The sequence below is a fragment of the Halomonas beimenensis genome (genome assembly GCF_002549795.1).
In the GTDB taxonomy this organism is placed as follows: Bacteria; Pseudomonadota; Gammaproteobacteria; order Pseudomonadales; family Halomonadaceae; genus Halomonas; species Halomonas beimenensis.
Genome location: NZ_CP021435.1, coordinates 2,688,560 through 2,703,984 on the forward strand (window position 1 = coordinate 2,688,560; position 15,425 = coordinate 2,703,984).

At 69.4% G+C, this 15,425-nt stretch carries 14 protein-coding genes and 1 riboswitch; of the genes, 7 read left to right on the forward strand and 7 right to left on the reverse strand.

Annotated features, from left to right (window positions below):
- The first annotated feature begins 7 nt into the window (after positions 1–7).
- Both BEI_RS12595 and thpD read left to right on the forward strand, forming a co-directional pair.
- Positions 8–784, forward strand: a complete 777-nt coding sequence (locus tag BEI_RS12595) for a Mut7-C RNAse domain-containing protein (protein ID WP_097789846.1) — start codon at positions 8–10, stop codon at positions 782–784.
- Positions 785–900: 116 nt separating this feature from the next.
- Complete coding sequence (thpD, locus tag BEI_RS12600; RefSeq protein WP_097789847.1) at positions 901–1,851, forward strand: ectoine hydroxylase; 951 nt, start codon at positions 901–903, stop codon at positions 1,849–1,851.
- Positions 1,852–1,922: 71 nt separating this feature from the next.
- Here thpD and BEI_RS12605 read toward each other — a convergent pair whose 3' ends face one another.
- The 6 genes from BEI_RS12605 to BEI_RS12630 form a co-directional block, all read right to left on the reverse strand.
- On the reverse strand, positions 1,923–2,696 hold the full coding sequence (locus tag BEI_RS12605) for an enoyl-CoA hydratase-related protein (RefSeq protein ID WP_097789848.1): 774 nt from the start codon (positions 2,694–2,696) through the stop codon (positions 1,923–1,925).
- An 87-nt stretch (positions 2,697–2,783) separates the two neighbouring features.
- Positions 2,784–3,632: a 3-hydroxybutyryl-CoA dehydrogenase gene (locus BEI_RS12610; RefSeq protein ID WP_097789849.1), complete on the reverse strand. Its 849-nt coding sequence runs from the start codon at positions 3,630–3,632 to the stop codon at positions 2,784–2,786.
- A 136-nt stretch (positions 3,633–3,768) separates the two neighbouring features.
- On the reverse strand, positions 3,769–5,400 hold the full coding sequence (locus BEI_RS12615) for an acyl-CoA synthetase (protein ID WP_097789850.1): 1,632 nt from the start codon (positions 5,398–5,400) through the stop codon (positions 3,769–3,771).
- Positions 5,401–5,479: 79 nt separating this feature from the next.
- The gene (locus BEI_RS12620) at positions 5,480–7,258 is read right to left on the reverse strand and encodes an acyl-CoA dehydrogenase (RefSeq protein WP_097789851.1); all 1,779 of its coding nucleotides are present in this window, start codon (positions 7,256–7,258) and stop codon (positions 5,480–5,482) included.
- Positions 7,259–7,397: 139 nt separating this feature from the next.
- The gene (locus BEI_RS12625; RefSeq protein ID WP_097789852.1) at positions 7,398–8,822 is read right to left on the reverse strand and encodes an MFS transporter; all 1,425 of its coding nucleotides are present in this window, start codon (positions 8,820–8,822) and stop codon (positions 7,398–7,400) included.
- A 169-nt stretch (positions 8,823–8,991) separates the two neighbouring features.
- The gene (locus BEI_RS12630) at positions 8,992–9,630 is read right to left on the reverse strand and encodes a class I SAM-dependent methyltransferase (protein ID WP_097789853.1); all 639 of its coding nucleotides are present in this window, start codon (positions 9,628–9,630) and stop codon (positions 8,992–8,994) included.
- Positions 9,631–9,670: 40 nt separating this feature from the next.
- Between BEI_RS12630 and BEI_RS12635 the strand changes: the two genes are divergently transcribed.
- The 5 genes from BEI_RS12635 to thiC all read left to right on the forward strand — a co-directional run bounded on the left by BEI_RS12635 (position 9,671) and on the right by thiC (position 14,721).
- Positions 9,671–10,051, forward strand: coding sequence for a VOC family protein (locus tag BEI_RS12635; RefSeq protein ID WP_097789854.1), 381 nt, complete (start codon positions 9,671–9,673; stop codon positions 10,049–10,051).
- Between the two features lie 256 nt (positions 10,052–10,307).
- On the forward strand, positions 10,308–10,688 hold the full coding sequence (locus BEI_RS12640; RefSeq protein WP_097789855.1) for a DUF4870 family protein: 381 nt from the start codon (positions 10,308–10,310) through the stop codon (positions 10,686–10,688).
- A 3-nt stretch (positions 10,689–10,691) separates the two neighbouring features.
- On the forward strand, positions 10,692–11,618 hold the full coding sequence (locus BEI_RS12645; protein WP_097789856.1) for a lysophospholipid acyltransferase family protein: 927 nt from the start codon (positions 10,692–10,694) through the stop codon (positions 11,616–11,618).
- Between the two features lie 276 nt (positions 11,619–11,894).
- A complete protein-coding gene (tenA, locus tag BEI_RS12650; RefSeq protein ID WP_097789857.1) occupies positions 11,895–12,563 on the forward strand; it encodes a thiaminase II in 669 nt (222 codons plus the stop codon).
- Positions 12,564–12,643: 80 nt separating this feature from the next.
- Positions 12,644–12,763, forward strand: a riboswitch (TPP riboswitch).
- Positions 12,764–12,831: 68 nt separating this feature from the next.
- The gene (gene thiC / locus BEI_RS12655) at positions 12,832–14,721 is read left to right on the forward strand and encodes a phosphomethylpyrimidine synthase ThiC (protein ID WP_097789858.1); all 1,890 of its coding nucleotides are present in this window, start codon (positions 12,832–12,834) and stop codon (positions 14,719–14,721) included.
- Between the two features lie 84 nt (positions 14,722–14,805).
- On the opposite strand, the gene BEI_RS12660 is transcribed toward thiC, so the two are convergent.
- On the reverse strand, positions 14,806–15,309 hold the full coding sequence (locus BEI_RS12660; RefSeq protein ID WP_097789859.1) for a porin family protein: 504 nt from the start codon (positions 15,307–15,309) through the stop codon (positions 14,806–14,808).
- Between the last annotated feature and the right edge of the window lie 116 nt (positions 15,310–15,425).

Here is a 15,425-nt window from a genome sequence, read left to right on the forward strand (position 1 = left end):
TCGCCCCATGGCCGAGGCCCGTTTCCGCTTCCACGACGAGCTGAACGACTTCCTGCCTGCCGAGCGGCGGCATCGCGCCTTGGCCTATGAGGTGGATCGCCGGGCCGCGATCAAGGACGTCATCGAGGCCCTCGGGGTGCCTCACCCGGAGGTGGACGTCATCCTGGTGGACGGCGCCTCCGTGGGCTTCGACTATCACCTCCGCGGCGGCGACGAGGTGCACGTCTATCCTCCCGGCGCGCCCCTTCCGCTGGCGCCCCCCCGCCACCTGCGCCCGCCCCTGCCCCGGCCGCGGCGTTTCCTGCTCGACGTCCACCTGGGCCGGCTGGCCCGCTACCTGCGCCTGCTGGGGATCGACTGCCACTACCGCAACCACGCCGGCGACGCCGAGCTGGCCGCCCGGGCCGAGACGGAGGGACGCATACTGCTGACCAGGGACCGCAACCTGCTCAAGCGCAAGCGCATCGCCCTGGGGCGCTTCGTGCGCGCCGACGATCCCTTCGACCAGCTGGAGGAGGTCGCCCGCGCCTTCGACCTGCGGGACGAGCTCGCTCCCTTCACCCGCTGCACCCGGTGCAACGGCCGGCTCGTGCCGGTCCACAAGGCCGACGTGGATCACCGCCTGGAACCGCTGACGCGGCGCTACGTGGACGACTTCCTGCAATGCGACCGCTGCGGCCAGGTCTACTGGCACGGCAGCCACGTGTCCCGCATGGAGGCCCTGGTCGAGCGCCTCAAGCGGCGACTTGAATTCCCCGCTCCCGACCGCAAGGGTGACAGGTAGCCCGTCTCTCAGGGAGCGAGACGGCCATCCTTGCTCGACGGGGAGCGCCGGGACGCGCGCATCACGTCACAGCCCCCGTCGCCAGGGCCTGCTTCGCAGGCCAGGAGGCAATCTCGATGAGTGATCGCCAGGATCCCTACCCCAGCCGGCTCAAGACACACGAGGCGCCTTTCCTCCGCGCCGAGCCCATCGTCCACTCGCGCAACCAGAGGCGCTGGGAGGGCCCGCTGGACGAGGTGGCCCTGTCGCGCTACGAGCGCGACGGCTTCCTGTGGTTCAACGGGTTCTTCTCCCGGGACATCACCGAGCCCTTCTTCGAGGAACTGCGTCAGATGGCCCGGGACGATGCCCTGATGCGCTCCGAGCGGGTCATCCAGGACCCCCACAGCGGCGCCATTCGCTCGGTGTTCGGCATGCATGAACTCTCCGAGCGTTTCGACCGCCTGACCCGGGATCCGCGCATCCTCGGCATGGTGCGTCAGCTGCTGGGCAGCGAGGTGTATATCCATCAGTCCCGGATCAACGACAAGTTCGGTTTTCAAGGCAGCGGGTTCGACTGGCACTCGGACTTCGAGACGTGGCACGCCGAGGACGGCATGCCCCGCATGCGGGCGGTAAGCGCCTCGCTGATGCTCACCGAGAACGACGAGTTCAACGGTCCGCTGATGCTGATACCCGGCTCGCACCGCTACTTCGTGCCCTGCGTGGGCGAGACGCCGGAGATGAACTGGAAAGAGTCGCTCAAGGCCCAGCGCATCGGGGTGCCGGACCGCCAGGCCCTCGCCCGGCTTGCCGAGCATGGCGGCATCCAGGCCCCCAAGGGGCCGGCGGGATCGCTGCTGCTGTTCGAGTGCAACACCCTGCACGCCTCGAACGAGAACATGTCGCCCTGGCCGCGCTCCAACCTCTTCTTCGTCTACAACAGTGTGGACAACACCCTGGAGGACCCCTACGCGGCGCCCATGCGGCGGCCCGAGTTCCTGGGGGCCCGGGAAAACACCGTCGAGCTGACCATGCACGACGCCTTCCCCGAACTGGCGGGACAGGGGGTCGCGCCCCTGTCCTGACCCCCGGGCGGATACGCAAGCGGCCGTGGTGTCGCCACCACGGCCGCCGCTTCCACTCCGGCTCGGCCGGCTCAGAAGTTCGGCTTGCGCTTCTCGACGAAGGCGGACATGCCCTCGGTCTGCTCCTCGCCGGCGAAGCACAGCGCGAACAGGCTGGTCTCCAGCGCGAGCGCGCTGTCCAGGTCCTGGTCCATGCCGTCATGAACCGCCTGCTTGGCCGCGCGCACCGACTTCGGGCCGTTGCCGCCCAGTTGCTTGGTGAGCTCGGCCACGTAGTCCTCTAGCTCGGCCTGGGGCATCACCCGGTTGACCAGGCCGATGCGCAGCGCCTCACTGGCGTCGATCTTGCGGCCGGTGGTGACCAGGTCCAGGGCCATGGCCGGGCCGACACGGCGCGGCAGGCGCTGGGTGCCGCCGAAGCCGGGAATCACGCCGAGCAGCACCTCCGGCTGGCCGAAGACGGCGTTGTCGCTGGCCACCGCCCAGTCGCAGGCCAGCGCCAGCTCGCAGCCACCGCCCAGGCAGAAGCCGTTGACCAACGCGACCACCGGCACCGGCAGGGTCTCCAGCCGCTTGATGGTGCGCAGCGCCTGGCCGGCGAACTCGCGAGCCTGCTCGGGGGTCTTGTCGCGCATCTCGGTGATGTCGGCACCGGCGACGAAGGCCTTCTCCCCGGCGCCGGTGATCAGCACGGCGCGCAGGTCGTCATGGGTCTCGAGCCCGTCCAGGATCGAGCCCAGCTTGTCGATGACCTCGCTGTTCAGGGCGTTGAGCGCCTTGGGCCGGTTGATGGTCAGGCGGACGACGCCGGCGTTGTCCTGCACCTCGATCAGCTGCTCGCTCATGATGGCTCCTCGTGATGGAAAGTGACGACGATGCGCCCTCACCCTAGCGAACGCTAGGTTGGTCGGCAATCCCGCCTTTTGTCGAGCTCACGAATAGGCATGGAAACCGCGCCCGGACTTGCGTCCCAGGTAGCCCGCATCGACCATGCGGCGAAGCAGCGGACAGGGCCGGTACTTGGGGTCGCCGAAGCCTTCCTGCAGCACCTCCATGATCGCCAGGCAGACGTCCAGGCCGATCAGGTCGGCGAGCGCCAGCGGGCCCATGGGATGGGCCGCCCCCAGCTTCATGGCCCGGTCCACGGCCTCGGGGGTGGCCGCGCCCTCCTGCACCAGGAAGGCCGCCTCGTTGATCATCGGCACCAGCAGGCGATTGACGGCGAAGCCCGGGGAGTCCCCCACCCGCACGGCGGTCTTGCCCAGGGCCTCGGCCAGCGCCTCGATGCGTGCCACGGTGTCGTCGCTGGTCTGCTCGGCGCGGATCACCTCGACCAGCTTGAGCACCGGCACGGGATTGAAGAAATGCATGCCGACCACCCGCTCCGGGCGCTCGGCGACCGCGGCGAGGCGAGTCAGCGACAGCGAGGAGGTGTTGGAGGCCAGGATGGCGTCCTCGCTCAGGCGGCTCAGGTCGCGGAAGAGCCGCTCCTTGAGCTCGGGCTGCTCCGGGGCGGCCTCGATGACCACCGCGCAGTCGGCCAGGTCCTCCAGCGCCGTGGTGGCGGCCAGTCGCTCCAGGGCCGCATCCCGGTCGCCCTCGCTCATCTTCTCCTTGGCCACGAGCTTGCCCAGGCCCTTGTCGATGGCCCCCCGGGCGCGCTCCAGGGCGTCCTCGGCCATGTCGTACAGCCGCACCGGAAAACCGCTCGTCGCCAGCACCTGGGCGATGCCCTGCCCCATGGTGCCGGCGCCCACCACGCCGATCGGTCGTTGACTCATTGCTGCTCTCTCCTTCGCTTGGGTTGACGGCTGGGGCGCCGCCCTCCGACGGCGCCCGGGCAAGAGGCCCTGCCGGAAAAGCGTCTGCGCTCGTCGACTCCTCGGGCAAGGCCCGGGGGCATGTTGCCGTCCCAGCCTACTGGGTCCGGGCCTGCTCGCGCAGCAGGAATTTCTGGATCTTGCCGGTGGAGGTCTTCGGTAGCTCGGTGAAGATCACCGTCTTGGGCGCCTTGAAATGGGCCAGCCGCGCCCGGCAGTAATCGATGATCTCGCGCTCGGTGACCGGGCCGGCCTCCGCCTTGAGCTTGACGAAGGCGCAGGGCGTCTCGCCCCACTTCTCGTCGGGCCGGGCCACCACCGCGGCCTCCTCCACCGCCGGATGGGCATAGAGGGCGTCCTCCACCTCGATGGTGGAGATGTTCTCGCCGCCGGAGATGATGATGTCCTTGGCGCGGTCCTTGATCTCGATGTAGCCGTCGGGATGCCACACCGCCAGGTCGCCGGTGTGGTACCAGCCACCCTCGAGGGCCTCGCGGGTGGCCGCCTCGTTCTTGAGATAGCCCTTCATCACGTTGTTGCCGCGCATCAGGATCTCGCCGACGGTGGCGCCATCCTTCGGCACCGGCACCAGGGTGTCGGGATCGGCCACGCACAGCGCCTCGAGCATGTGGTAGCGCACGCCCTGGCGAGCCTTGAGGCGCGCCCGTTCCTCCGGGGGCAACTCGTTCCAGGCCTCGTGCCAGGCGCAGACCGTCACCGGCCCGTAGACCTCGGTGAGGCCGTAGACGTGGGTGACCTCGATACCCAGGGACTCGACCCCGGCGATCACCGAGGCCGGCGGGGCGGCCCCGGCGGTGGTGACCTTCACCGGGTGATCGAAGGCTCGCTTGTCTGTCGCCGGCAGGTTGACCAGCCCATTGAGGATGATCGGTGCGCCGCTGAAGTGGGTCACGCCCTCGTCGGCGATCAGGTCCATGACCTTCTTGGCCTCGACCTTGCGCAGGCAGACGTTGACCCCGGCGTTCGCGGCGATGGTCCAGGGGAAGCACCAGCCGTTGCAGTGGAACATCGGCAGGGTCCAGAGGTAGACCGGGTGGTGGGGCATGGCCCACTCGAGGACGTTGCTCACCGCGTTCAGATAGGCGCCGCGGTGATGATAGACCACGCCCTTGGGCTTGCCGGTGGTCCCGGAGGTGTAGTTCAGCGAGATGGCCTGCCACTCGTCCTCGGGCAGCCGGTAGGCGTAGTCGGGGTCGCCCTCGGCCAGCAGCGCCTCGTACTCCAACTCGCCGATGCGTCGCGGCCCCTCGGCATACTCGGCATCGTCCACGTCGATGATCAGCGGCGGGTGCGCCAGCCCGGCCACGGCCTCTTCGATCACGGCGCTGAACTCGGGATCGACCAGGATCACCCTGGCCTCGCCGTGCTCGAGCATGTAGGCGATGGCCGCGGCATCCAGGCGAATGTTGAGGGTATTGAGCACCCCGCCCATCAGCGGCACCCCGAAGTGGGCCTCGAACATGGCCGGCACGTTGGGCAGCATGGCGGCCACCGTCTCGCCGGGCCGGACGCCGCGGCGCTCCAGCGCCGAGGCCAGGCGACGGCAGCGCGTCCAGGTGGTGGCCCAGTCGCGGCGGGTGTCGCCGTGCACCACCGCCGGATAGTCGGGATAGATCGTCGCACTGCGCTCGATGAAGGTCAGCGGCGAGAGGGCCACGTGGTTGGCCGGGGTCGGGGGCAGGCCCTGGTCGAAGATGCTCGGGGTCATGATGGGCTCCAGTGGGAACGGGCGGCCGGCGGCCGGGAGAGACGGAAAGCGTCGCCGGCCGGGCCGGCGACGGGCGGGCTCAGAGCGAGGCCGGGTCCAGCGAGGCCAGGCGCGCCGGGGCGGCCTCGATGACCGCTCGCTGGGCGCGGCCGATCGGCAACCACTGACGCAGGGCATGATCGGCGGCCGCCAGCTTGGTGGTGTAGAAGGCGTCCGTGCTGCCGGCGGCCAGGGTGGCCTCGGCCTTGAGGGCGGCGCGGCCCATCTGCCAGGCGCAGAGCACATGGCCCGTCAGGGACAGGAAGGGGGTGGCGACGGCCTGGAGGGCGTCGGCATCGCGGCCGTGTTCCAGTACCCGGGCCATGGCGGCGCGCAGGTCGGCGGCACCGGCGGCGAGGCTCTCACCCAGGGCTCGGAGGTCGGGGCTGGCGGCCAGTGCCTCGGCGGTGGCCTCCACCTCGCCGACCAGCGCGGACAGGGCGGCGCCGCCGTCGCGGCCCAGCTTGCGGCCGGCCAGGTCCAGGGCCTGGATGCCGTTGGTTCCCTCGTAGATGGGGGTGATGCGAATATCGCGCAGCAGTTGGGCGGCACCGGTCTCCTCGACGTAGCCCATGCCGCCGTGGACCTGCACGCCCAGCGAAGCGATGTCCACGCCCTGGTCGGTGGAGAAGGCCTTGATCACCGGGATCAACACCTCGACCCGGGCCTGGGCCGCCTCGCGTTCGGCGGCATCCTGGGCGTGGCGGGCCCGGTCCATGTCGGCCGCGCAGCTCAGCGCCAGGGCCCGGAGGGCATCGGTACGGGCCCGCATGGAGAGCAGCATGCGCTTGACGTCCAGGTGCTCGGCGATGGCGCATTCCTGCCCGTCACGGCGCCCCTGGATGCGCTCCAGGGCATAGGCGACGGCCTGCTGACAGGCGCGTTCGGCGACCCCGATGGCCTCGATGCCGACCTTGTGGCGAGCCTCGTTCATCATGGTGAACATGTGGTTGAGCCCGCGGCCCTGCTCGCCGACCAGGTAGCCGATGGCCCCGTCCCGCTCGCCGAAGCTCAGCGCGCAGGTGGGCGAGCCGTGGATGCCGAGCTTGTGCTCCAGCCCCGAGCAGACCACGTCGTTGCGCGCCCCCAGGGAGCCGTCGTCGTTGACCAGGAACTTGGGCACCAGGAACAGCGAGATGCCCTTGTTGCCCTCGGGAGCGTCCGGGGTGCGCGCCAGCACCAGGTGAACGATGTTCTCGGCGCAGTCGTGCTCGCCCCAGGTGATAAAGATCTTTTGCCCATACAGGCGATAGCGCCCCGGCTCCTCGGTACAGGGCACCGCCCGGGTGCGCACCTTGGAGAGGTCGGAGCCCGCCTGGGGCTCGGTGAGGTTCATGGTGCCGGTCCAGCGCCCCTCCACCAGCGGCGTCAGGTAGCGCGCCTGCTGGTCGGCGCTGCCGTGCTGGATCAGGGCCTCGATGGCACCGGCGGTGAGCATGGGGCACAGCCCCAGCGCCATGTTGGCGCCATGCAGCATCTCCTGGACGGCGCTGGCCACCACCCCGGGCAGGCCCTGGCCGCCGTGGGCCTCGGCCACGCCGATGCCGTTCCACCCGCCCTCGGCGTAGGCCCGATAGGCCTCGGCGAAGCCGTCCGGCACGCTCACGCCGCCGTCGTCGCGGCGCGTGCACCCCTGGCGGTCCCCGCCGGCGTTGAGCGGCGCCCAGACCTCGCCGGCCAGGCGTGCCGCCTCCTCCAGCACGGCCTCCACCAGCTTGGGCGTGGCCTCCTCGAAGCCGGGCAGGGACAGCGAGCCGTGCTCGAGGAGTTCCTCGAGCACGAAGCGAATATCGCGGACGGGGGGCACGAAGGGAGTCATGGGCAACACCTTAGGGAAAATGATAGCGGCGATAGTAGATTCACTACCCTCGCATTGACCATTAGCCCTAAGTCGATTCGGCCCGGGCCGCTCGGTGCGGCACAGCCCGCTCAGGAGGCTGGCGGGGCGCCCTCGACGATCAGGTCCGATAGGCCTCCGCCCGAGAAACCGCCTCCGTGGCATCGCCATCGTCGCTCGCCCCTGCGGCGTCTTCCTCTTCGTCGTAGTAGACGATATGCGGCTCGTCCGGGGGCGGGGGCCCCACCAGCGGCTCGGCCACCTCGACATCGGGAACCGCATCGGACAGGTCCTCGACATGCTCGTGCTCCAGCGCCCCCTGGACCCACGCCTCGGTCACCGCCAGCTCGGCACCGGCGGCGGTGATCGGCGTCGAGGGCGAGAAGGGCGCCACCGGCACCGGCGCCGGACGCACATGGCGCCGCCAGGCAAAGAAGCCCACCAGCGTCACCCCCAGCGCCCCCAGGGACCAGAACAGCCCCGTGTCGCCGACCACCGTCATCACCGGGCTGATCATCGGCGGGCTCAGCGTCGACCCGATGGCATTGATCAGCAGCAGGCCCTGGCTCATGCGCACCAGGGCGCCGGCCGGGGCCCGGTCGGCGGAGTGGCTGACCGCCACTGGATAGAGCGAGAAGACGCCACCGCCGAGCAGGAAGAGCAGCGCGGCCAGCCCCCAGGAAGGCAGCGGCAGGAACAGGATCCCGGCGGAGATCAGCGCGCAGAAGCCCCCGAGGCCGATCAGCACCATCTGGCGGTCGTGACGATCCGACCAGCGCCCCACCGGGTACTGCAGCAGCATCGCGCCGAGCACCATCACCGCCATCAGTTGGCCGACCCGGTCCACCCCGAAGCCGATCCGCTGCAGGTAGAGCGGCAGCAGGGTATAGACCGCCGCCACGGCCAGCCCCGAGCCGAAACTGCCCACCACGCCGGTGGGGGTCAGGGTGATCAGGCGCAACGGCGAGAGCGGCTCGGCTTTCTCGATCAACGGGGTGACGCGCGGGATCATCGCCATGGGCAGCACCGACAGCGAGGCCAGCAGGCCGATCATCATGAAGGGCGCGGTGGGCCCCATGGCGTCGGTGACGCCGAGCAGCAGCTGGCCGAGTACCCCGGCGGCATAGAGGGCGATCATGTAGAGCGCCAGCAGACGCCCCCGGACGGTGGCGTCCCCGGCGGTGAGCAGCCAGCTCTCGATGACCAGGAAGACCCCCACGGTGGCCCAGCCGCCGATCAGGCGCAGCACGAACCAGGCGGTGGGATCGAAGAGCAGCCCCTGCAGCAGCACGGTGACCGCCACCAGGGAGGCGAAGCTGCCGTAGGCGCGGATATGCCCGATGGCCAGCAGCAGTCGGTCGTTGAGCATGGCCCCCAGGGCCAGGCCGATGAAGTAGGCCGAGGAGACCCAGCCGATGACCACGGGGGACTCGCCGGCGGCGTCCAGGCGCAGGGTGATCAGGGTGGCCAGGAAGCCGTTGCCGATTCCCAGGATGAAGAGGCCCAGCAGTGGGGCCAGGGCCATGAGCAGCAATTGCCGTGACATCAGCGATCGTCTCGAGCGGGAGGCGTGTGTAGGGACCCACGCCGCGCACGGCCGTGGCAGGTTCTCGTGGCGGGAATATACGACGCCGCGCGAGGCGCCGCCAATCCCCCGAGAAGGCCATTTCACGGACTTTCGCTCTCGATAACGGCAGGTTATCGAAAGGTGGCCATTACCTGCGCTGCAGCAATACCACGTCGTCGGCGGGGAACGTCACGGCCATGTCGAGCCGCTCGGCGAGCCAGCGGAAGGTCGCCTCGCTGAAGAAGCACACATGGGTGGGGTCGAGGATGTAGTGCCAGCCGGTGAAGGCCTCGGCGGACCGCACCCGCTTGGTCATCAGTCCCAGCCAGCCCCCCGGGGCTAGCAGCCCGGCCAGTCGCCCGAGCTCGCGGCCCGGGGCGAAAAGGTGCTCGACCACCTCGGTGGCGGTGATGAAATCGTAGCGGCCCGTTAGCACTCGCTCGTCGGGGGCGTAGAACGGATCGTAGATGGCCATGGGGTGACCGGCCTCCTCGAACATCACCGAGAGCGTCGGCCCGGGGCCGGCGCCGAAGTCGAGGCCCCGGGCGCCGGGGGCCAGCCGCGCCGCCAGACGATCGAAGAGCCGGGCGAGGAAGCGGCGATAGCCCGCATCCTCCGGCGAGTTCTCGTGCTGGTCGTAGACCGCCTTCTCCTCCGCCGGGGAGAGGCGCTGATGGGAGGGCACGAACACCAGGTCGCACTGTCGACATTGAAGATAGTCCCGCCGCGCATCCCGATGGTAGGGGGCATGGTCGGCGGATGCGCATAGCGGACAGGTCTGCATCATCGTATTCTCTGTGCCAGGACGAACTTCCAAGGAGGCATGCATGCTGTCAGGTCTGGATCATCTGGTCATCACCGTGACCGATATTTCCCGCGCGGTGGACTTCTATACCCGGGTGCTGGGGCTCGACGTCCGCTACCGCGACCGGGAACGCGTGGACCTGATGCTCGGCGACATGGCCCTGCGCCTGCACTGGACCGCCACCGACATCGCGCCCCGGGCCGCCACCCCGACCCCGGGCAGCCTGGATCTCTGCCTGCGCAGCCGGCTGCCGCTGGACGAGGTGAAGCGCCACCTGGACGCCCTCTCCGTGGAGGTCGAGCTGGGCCCGGTGACCCGCCAGGGTGCCACCGGCGAGATCGAGTCGCTCTACCTGCGCGACCCGGACGGCAACCTGCTCGAGATCAGCCGCCCCAAGCGCTGAGGCAAGGCGATCATCTTTGGTTCCGGAGAGAGGCGCCGGGGACAGGTCGAAGAGGGGGTCCTACGCCATGGATGGCGTCGGTAGCGCCCAGGGAAGGGTTCACAGCGCCCCCTCGCAGACCTGTCGACGGATTAGCCCCAAGCGACAACGTCACTGCGTTAGCCTCCGGCGCTGAGCGCCCGGCGGTGGCATCGTCGCCCGCGACGGGTATCATGGGCGCCGACCCCGTCCCGTTCCCCAACCTCAAGGACGACCGATGAACGAGAACGAGCCCCTCGATCCCGACCGCGTGGTCGCCGAGTCCGACCCGTCCCCCGACACCACCATGGCCATGGTCGTCTACGCCCTCTACCTGGCCAGCTTCGTCGTGGGCTTCACCTCCCTGGTCGGCGTGGTGATCGCCTACGTCTATCGCGGCAAGGGCCCGGCCTGGCTCGATGAGCATTATCGCTATCAGATCCGCACCTTCTGGATCGGACTGCTCTATGGTGCCGTGGCGGGTCTGCTGACGCTGATCGTGATCGGCTTCCCGCTGCTGATCGCGCTGGCGGTCTGGCTGATCATCCGCTGCGTCAAGGGCTTCAAGGGGCTGCAGGAGAAGCGCGCCCCGGACAACGTGGACACCTGGCTGGTCTGATCCATGGCCGGTTCTTCCTCCGCCGGGCGTCACCAGGCCCGGCTCATCGAGACCCTGTGGCGCACCCTGTCCGGTTGGCGCCTGACGTCCCTGTGGCGGCTGGCGCGCCTGGTCGGCCCGCTGGTCCAGGCGCTCAGCAAGCGTGAGCGCCGGGTCACCCGCATCAACCTCGCCCAGGCCTATCCCGAGATGGCCGAGGCCCGGCGGCGACGCCTGGCGCGGGACAGCCTGATCCACTCCAGCGCCACCATGCTCGAGCTCGGCTTCGCCTGGATGGGTGACCCGGATCGCCTGGAGGCCTCGATCCTTGAGGTCCACGGCCGCGAGCTGCTGGACGAGGCCCGCGCCGAGGGCCGCGGCGTCATCGTGCTGGCCCCGCATTTCGGCAACTGGGAGGTGCTCAACTTCTGGCTGTCGAGCCACTTCCCCTTCACCGCCATGTACGAGCCGCCCAAGCTGGCCGACCTGGACCCGGTCACACGCCGGGGCCGCGAACGCCAGGGCGCCCGCCTGGTACCCACCAATCCCCGCGGGGTGGCGGCCCTGCTCAAGGCGCTCAAGCGCAGCGAGGCGGTGGGCATCCTGCCCGACCAGGAACCGGACTGGGGCAGCGGCGTCTTCGCGCCCTTCTTCGGCCGCCCGGCCTATACCGCCACCCTGCTGCCCAAGCTGGTGGCGCGCACCGAGGCCCGGGTGGTCGCCGGCGTCGCCCGGCGCCTGCCCGGCCGCGGCTTCGTCCTGCACTTCCTGCCCGCCGACGAGCGGGTCTACGACGCCGACGAGGCGACCTCGGCGGCCGGCGTCAACGCCTGCGTGGAAGCCGCCGTGGCCCTCGACCCGGCCCAGTACCAGTGGGAATACAAGCGCTACCGCCGCGTCCCGGAGGAACTCGAGGGACGCGCCGACTGGAAGCGCTTCCGCCTGTATTGATCGGGGGCTGGCCTTCGCCCCCCAACCTGCTAGACTGGTTCGACTCGCTTGACGGGGTGCCGGTGGAACCGGCTGAGATGGCGCAGGCTCTCGCTCGCTACACGATAGAGCCCAGCGCTGGTCCCGTGGAACCTGATCCGGGTGTGCGGGGGCTGCGGCCCCGCGTGAACCGGCGTAGGGAATCAGGCGGTGGGCCCGGCGCCCCTTCTCGTTCCGTCGGCCCTCCCCCCTCTTCCGCTTCGCCCGCACTCCGGATCCGACCGCACCGGAGGCAAGATGGGCTACCGCTTCAGCGACCTGACCGACGCCTGCCAGCAGGACTGGCGCGCCTACCTCGAGCACGACTTCGTGCGCGGGCTCGGCGCGGGCGACCTCGACGAGGACGCCTTTCGCCACTACCTGCAGCAGGACTACCTCTTCCTGATCCAGTTCGCCCGGGCCTATGCCCTGGCCGCCTACAAGAGCCGCGACCTGACCGAGCTGCGCCAGGCCCATGACGGCCTGAAGACCATCCTCGACGTGGAACTCGACCTGCACCTGGGCTATTGCCGCGACTGGGGCATCACCGAGGAGGACCTGGCGACGCTGCCCGAGGCCCGGGCCACCCTGGCCTATACCCGCTACGTGCTCGACGCCGGCAGCCGCGGCGACCTGCTCGACCTGCGCGTGGCCCTGGCGCCCTGCCTGGTGGGCTACGGCGAGATCGCCCGTTGGCTCAACGCCCAGCCCTTCACGGTGCGCGGCGACGCCAATCCCTATGACGCCTGGATCACCATGTACGAGGGCGAGCCCTTCCAGGCCGCCATGCACGCCGAACGCGCCTGGCTCGACGCCCGGCTGGCCGAGGTGACCCCGGCACGCTTCGACGGGCTCGTTCGGCTGTTCCGGGACGCCACCCGACTCGAGATCGACTTCTGGCAGATGGGGCTGGACCGGGCCGACTGACCCGCCCTGGTCCCATCGAGGAGCCGCGCCTGGCCCTGGCGGTGCCCGGCGTGGCAGGCACACTGACCGAAACACATCACTCTCGCTTGACGGGGTGCCGTTGACGACGGCTGAGATCATGCGGCGCGAGGCGCCGAAGCATGGATCCCGTTGAACCTGAACTGGCTAGGACCAGCGTAGGGATCAAGCGACACGCCGCCGGCGCCGGCGGCCCCTGTCCTCCCAGCGGTCCTCCCTGACGAAACCTCCAAGCCAAGGGAGCACGACCATGAGCAAGACCGATCATTTCCTCGCCGAGAGCGCCCGCGTCGACGAGGCCGCCATCCAGGCCCTGCCCGGCTCGCGCAAGGTCTACGTCGAGGGCTCGCGCCCCGACCTCCGCGTGCCCTTCCGCGAGATCAGCCTCTCGCCGACCAGGACCTCCGGCGCCGACGAGGCCAACCCGCCGCTGCTGGTCTACGACACCTCCGGTCCCTACACCGACCCCGAGGTCACCGTGGACCTGCGCCGCGGCCTGCCCGAACTGCGCCGGGCCTGGATCGAGGAACGCGACGACACCGAGTTCCTCGACGGTCCCACCTCGGAATACGGACGCCGCCGTGCCAACGACCCCATGCTGGCCCCGCTGCGCTTCGACCTGACCCGCACGCCCCGCCGTGCCAAGGCCGGCCGCAACGTCACCCAGCTGCACTATGCCCGCCAGGGCATCGTCACCCCGGAGATGGAATATATCGCCATCAGGGAAAATCAACGTCGGCAAGCCCTCGGATCCGAGGAGGTGGAGCGGATCCTCGGCCACCAGCACCAGGGCCAGGGTCATGGCGCGCGGCTGCCCGAGGAGATCACCCCGGAGTTCGTTCGCGACGAGGTCGCCGCCGGCCGGGCGATCATCCCCTGCAACATCAACCACCCCGAGTCCGAGCCGATGATCATCGGCCGCAACTTCCTGGTGAAGATCAACGGCAACCTCGGCAACTCGGCGGTGACCTCCTCCATCGAGGAAGAGGTCGACAAGATGACCTGGGGCATCCGCTGGGGCGCCGACACCATCATGGACCTCTCCACCGGGCAGAACATCCACGAGACCCGGGAGTGGATCATCCGCAACGCCCCGGTGCCGATCGGCACCGTGCCCATCTACCAGGCCCTGGAGAAGGTGAACGGGGTGGCCGAGGACCTGACCTGGGAGGTGTTCCGCGACACCCTGATCGAGCAGGCCGAGCAGGGCGTGGACTACTTCACCATCCATGCCGGCGTGCTGCTGCGCTACGTGCCGCTGACCGCCAAGCGGGTCACCGGCATCGTCTCCCGGGGCGGCTCGATCATGGCCAAGTGGTGCCTCTACCACCACCAGGAGAGCTTCCTGTACACGCACTTCGAGGAGATCTGCGAGATCTGCAAGCGCTACGACGTGGCCTTCTCGCTGGGCGACGGCCTGCGCCCGGGCTCGGTGGCCGACGCCAACGACGAGGCCCAGATGGCCGAGCTCAAGACCCTGGGCGAGCTGACCCGCATCGCCTGGAAGCACGACGTCCAGGTGATGATCGAGGGTCCCGGCCACGTGCCCATGCACCTGGTCAAGGAGAACATGGACAAGCAGCTCGAGTACTGCGACGAGGCGCCCTTCTACACCCTGGGCCCGCTGGTCACCGACATCGCCCCGGGCTACGACCACATCACCTCGGGCATCGGCGCGGCGATGATCGGCTGGTACGGCTGCGCCATGCTCTGCTATGTAACCCCCAAGGAGCACCTGGGCCTGCCCAACAAGGACGACGTCAAGACCGGCATCATCACCTACAAGATCGCCGCCCACGCCGCCGACCTGGCCAAGGGCCACCCGGCCGCCCAGCGCCGCGACAACGCCCTCTCCAAGGCACGCTTCGAGTTCCGCTGGGAGGACCAGTTCAACCTGGGCCTCGACCCGGACACCGCCCGGGAGTACCACGACGAGACCCTGCCCAAGGACTCGGCCAAGGTGGCCCACTTCTGCTCCATGTGCGGGCCCAAGTTCTGCTCCATGAAGATCACCCAGGAGGTGCGTGACTACGCCAGCGCGCACGGCCTGGAGGGCGACGCCGAGGCGGTGATGCAGGGCATGGAGGAACAGGCGGAGAAGTTCCGCGCGCAGGGCGCCGAGCTCTACAAGGAGGTCTGATCCCCGGGAGCACGAGGTGCCCAACGAGCGCGCCCCCGCCGATCCTCTCGGCGGGGGCGCTGTCGTTCCGGGGACGCCGAGGCGTCAGAAGTGGAAGGTGGCGCCGAGGCTCACGGCGTCGAAATCGTAGTTCGACTCCTCCAGGTAGCGCATCCAGTCGGCATCCAGCGAGACGTTCGGGCCGATGGCGTAGCTGGCCCCGGCCCCGTAGGAGATGTCGCTCTCGGAGTCCGCACCGTCGAACTCCACCTCGGTGGCCCCCAGCAGGCCGAAGATCTTGAACTGGGGCGTGATCGGCAGCATGCCCTTGGCGTAGCCGCCGGCCAGATAGTCCAGGTCGACCGGGCCATCGGAGCCACCGGTGCCGAGATGCCCCTCGAGGGCGAAGTAGTCGTTGAAGGCCACCCCGGCGCGAAGCCGCAGGCCGGTGCTGTCGAAGTTACCGGGGCCGTCGGGGTCGAGTTCCCAGAACAGGGCATCGCCGCCGATATAGGGGCTCGGCTGGTACATCATCGGGCCCTGGGCCTGGGCGGTCGCCCCGATCAGCAGGAAGGCCGCGGCGGCGGCGGGCATCACGAAGGTCTTCATGGTCATCCTCCAGTTAGGAAACAGTGTTTCCCTGCGCATCGACCATTCTGGTACAGAGTCCGCGCAAGCGCCAGTGTATCTCTTGACCGACATCATGCCAGCGCCCCTTGGCGAAG

What these genes read in the sequence shown, in the direction of transcription:
- thpD (WP_097789847.1), top strand. Translation starts at nt 901, where the DNA reads ATGAGTGATCGCCAGGATCCCTACCCCAGCCGGCTCAAGACACACGAG.
- BEI_RS12635 (WP_097789854.1), top strand. Translation starts at nt 9,671, where the DNA reads ATGCTGTCAGGTCTGGATCATCTGGTCATCACCGTGACCGATATTTCC.
- BEI_RS12610 (WP_097789849.1), bottom strand. Translation starts at nt 3,632, where the DNA reads ATGAGTCAACGACCGATCGGCGTGGTGGGCGCCGGCACCATGGGGCAG.
- BEI_RS12660 (WP_097789859.1), bottom strand. Translation starts at nt 15,309, where the DNA reads ATGAAGACCTTCGTGATGCCCGCCGCCGCCGCGGCCTTCCTGCTGATC.
- BEI_RS12595 (WP_097789846.1), top strand. Translation starts at nt 8, where the DNA reads ATGGCCGAGGCCCGTTTCCGCTTCCACGACGAGCTGAACGACTTCCTG.
- BEI_RS12615 (WP_097789850.1), bottom strand. Translation starts at nt 5,400, where the DNA reads ATGACCCCGAGCATCTTCGACCAGGGCCTGCCCCCGACCCCGGCCAAC.
- BEI_RS12630 (WP_097789853.1), bottom strand. Translation starts at nt 9,630, where the DNA reads ATGATGCAGACCTGTCCGCTATGCGCATCCGCCGACCATGCCCCCTAC.
- BEI_RS12620 (WP_097789851.1), bottom strand. Translation starts at nt 7,258, where the DNA reads ATGACTCCCTTCGTGCCCCCCGTCCGCGATATTCGCTTCGTGCTCGAG.
- tenA (WP_097789857.1), top strand. Translation starts at nt 11,895, where the DNA reads ATGGGCTACCGCTTCAGCGACCTGACCGACGCCTGCCAGCAGGACTGG.
- thiC (WP_097789858.1), top strand. Translation starts at nt 12,832, where the DNA reads ATGAGCAAGACCGATCATTTCCTCGCCGAGAGCGCCCGCGTCGACGAG.
- BEI_RS12645 (WP_097789856.1), top strand. Translation starts at nt 10,692, where the DNA reads ATGGCCGGTTCTTCCTCCGCCGGGCGTCACCAGGCCCGGCTCATCGAG.
- BEI_RS12625 (WP_097789852.1), bottom strand. Translation starts at nt 8,822, where the DNA reads ATGTCACGGCAATTGCTGCTCATGGCCCTGGCCCCACTGCTGGGCCTC.
- BEI_RS12640 (WP_097789855.1), top strand. Translation starts at nt 10,308, where the DNA reads ATGAACGAGAACGAGCCCCTCGATCCCGACCGCGTGGTCGCCGAGTCC.
- BEI_RS12605 (WP_097789848.1), bottom strand. Translation starts at nt 2,696, where the DNA reads ATGAGCGAGCAGCTGATCGAGGTGCAGGACAACGCCGGCGTCGTCCGC.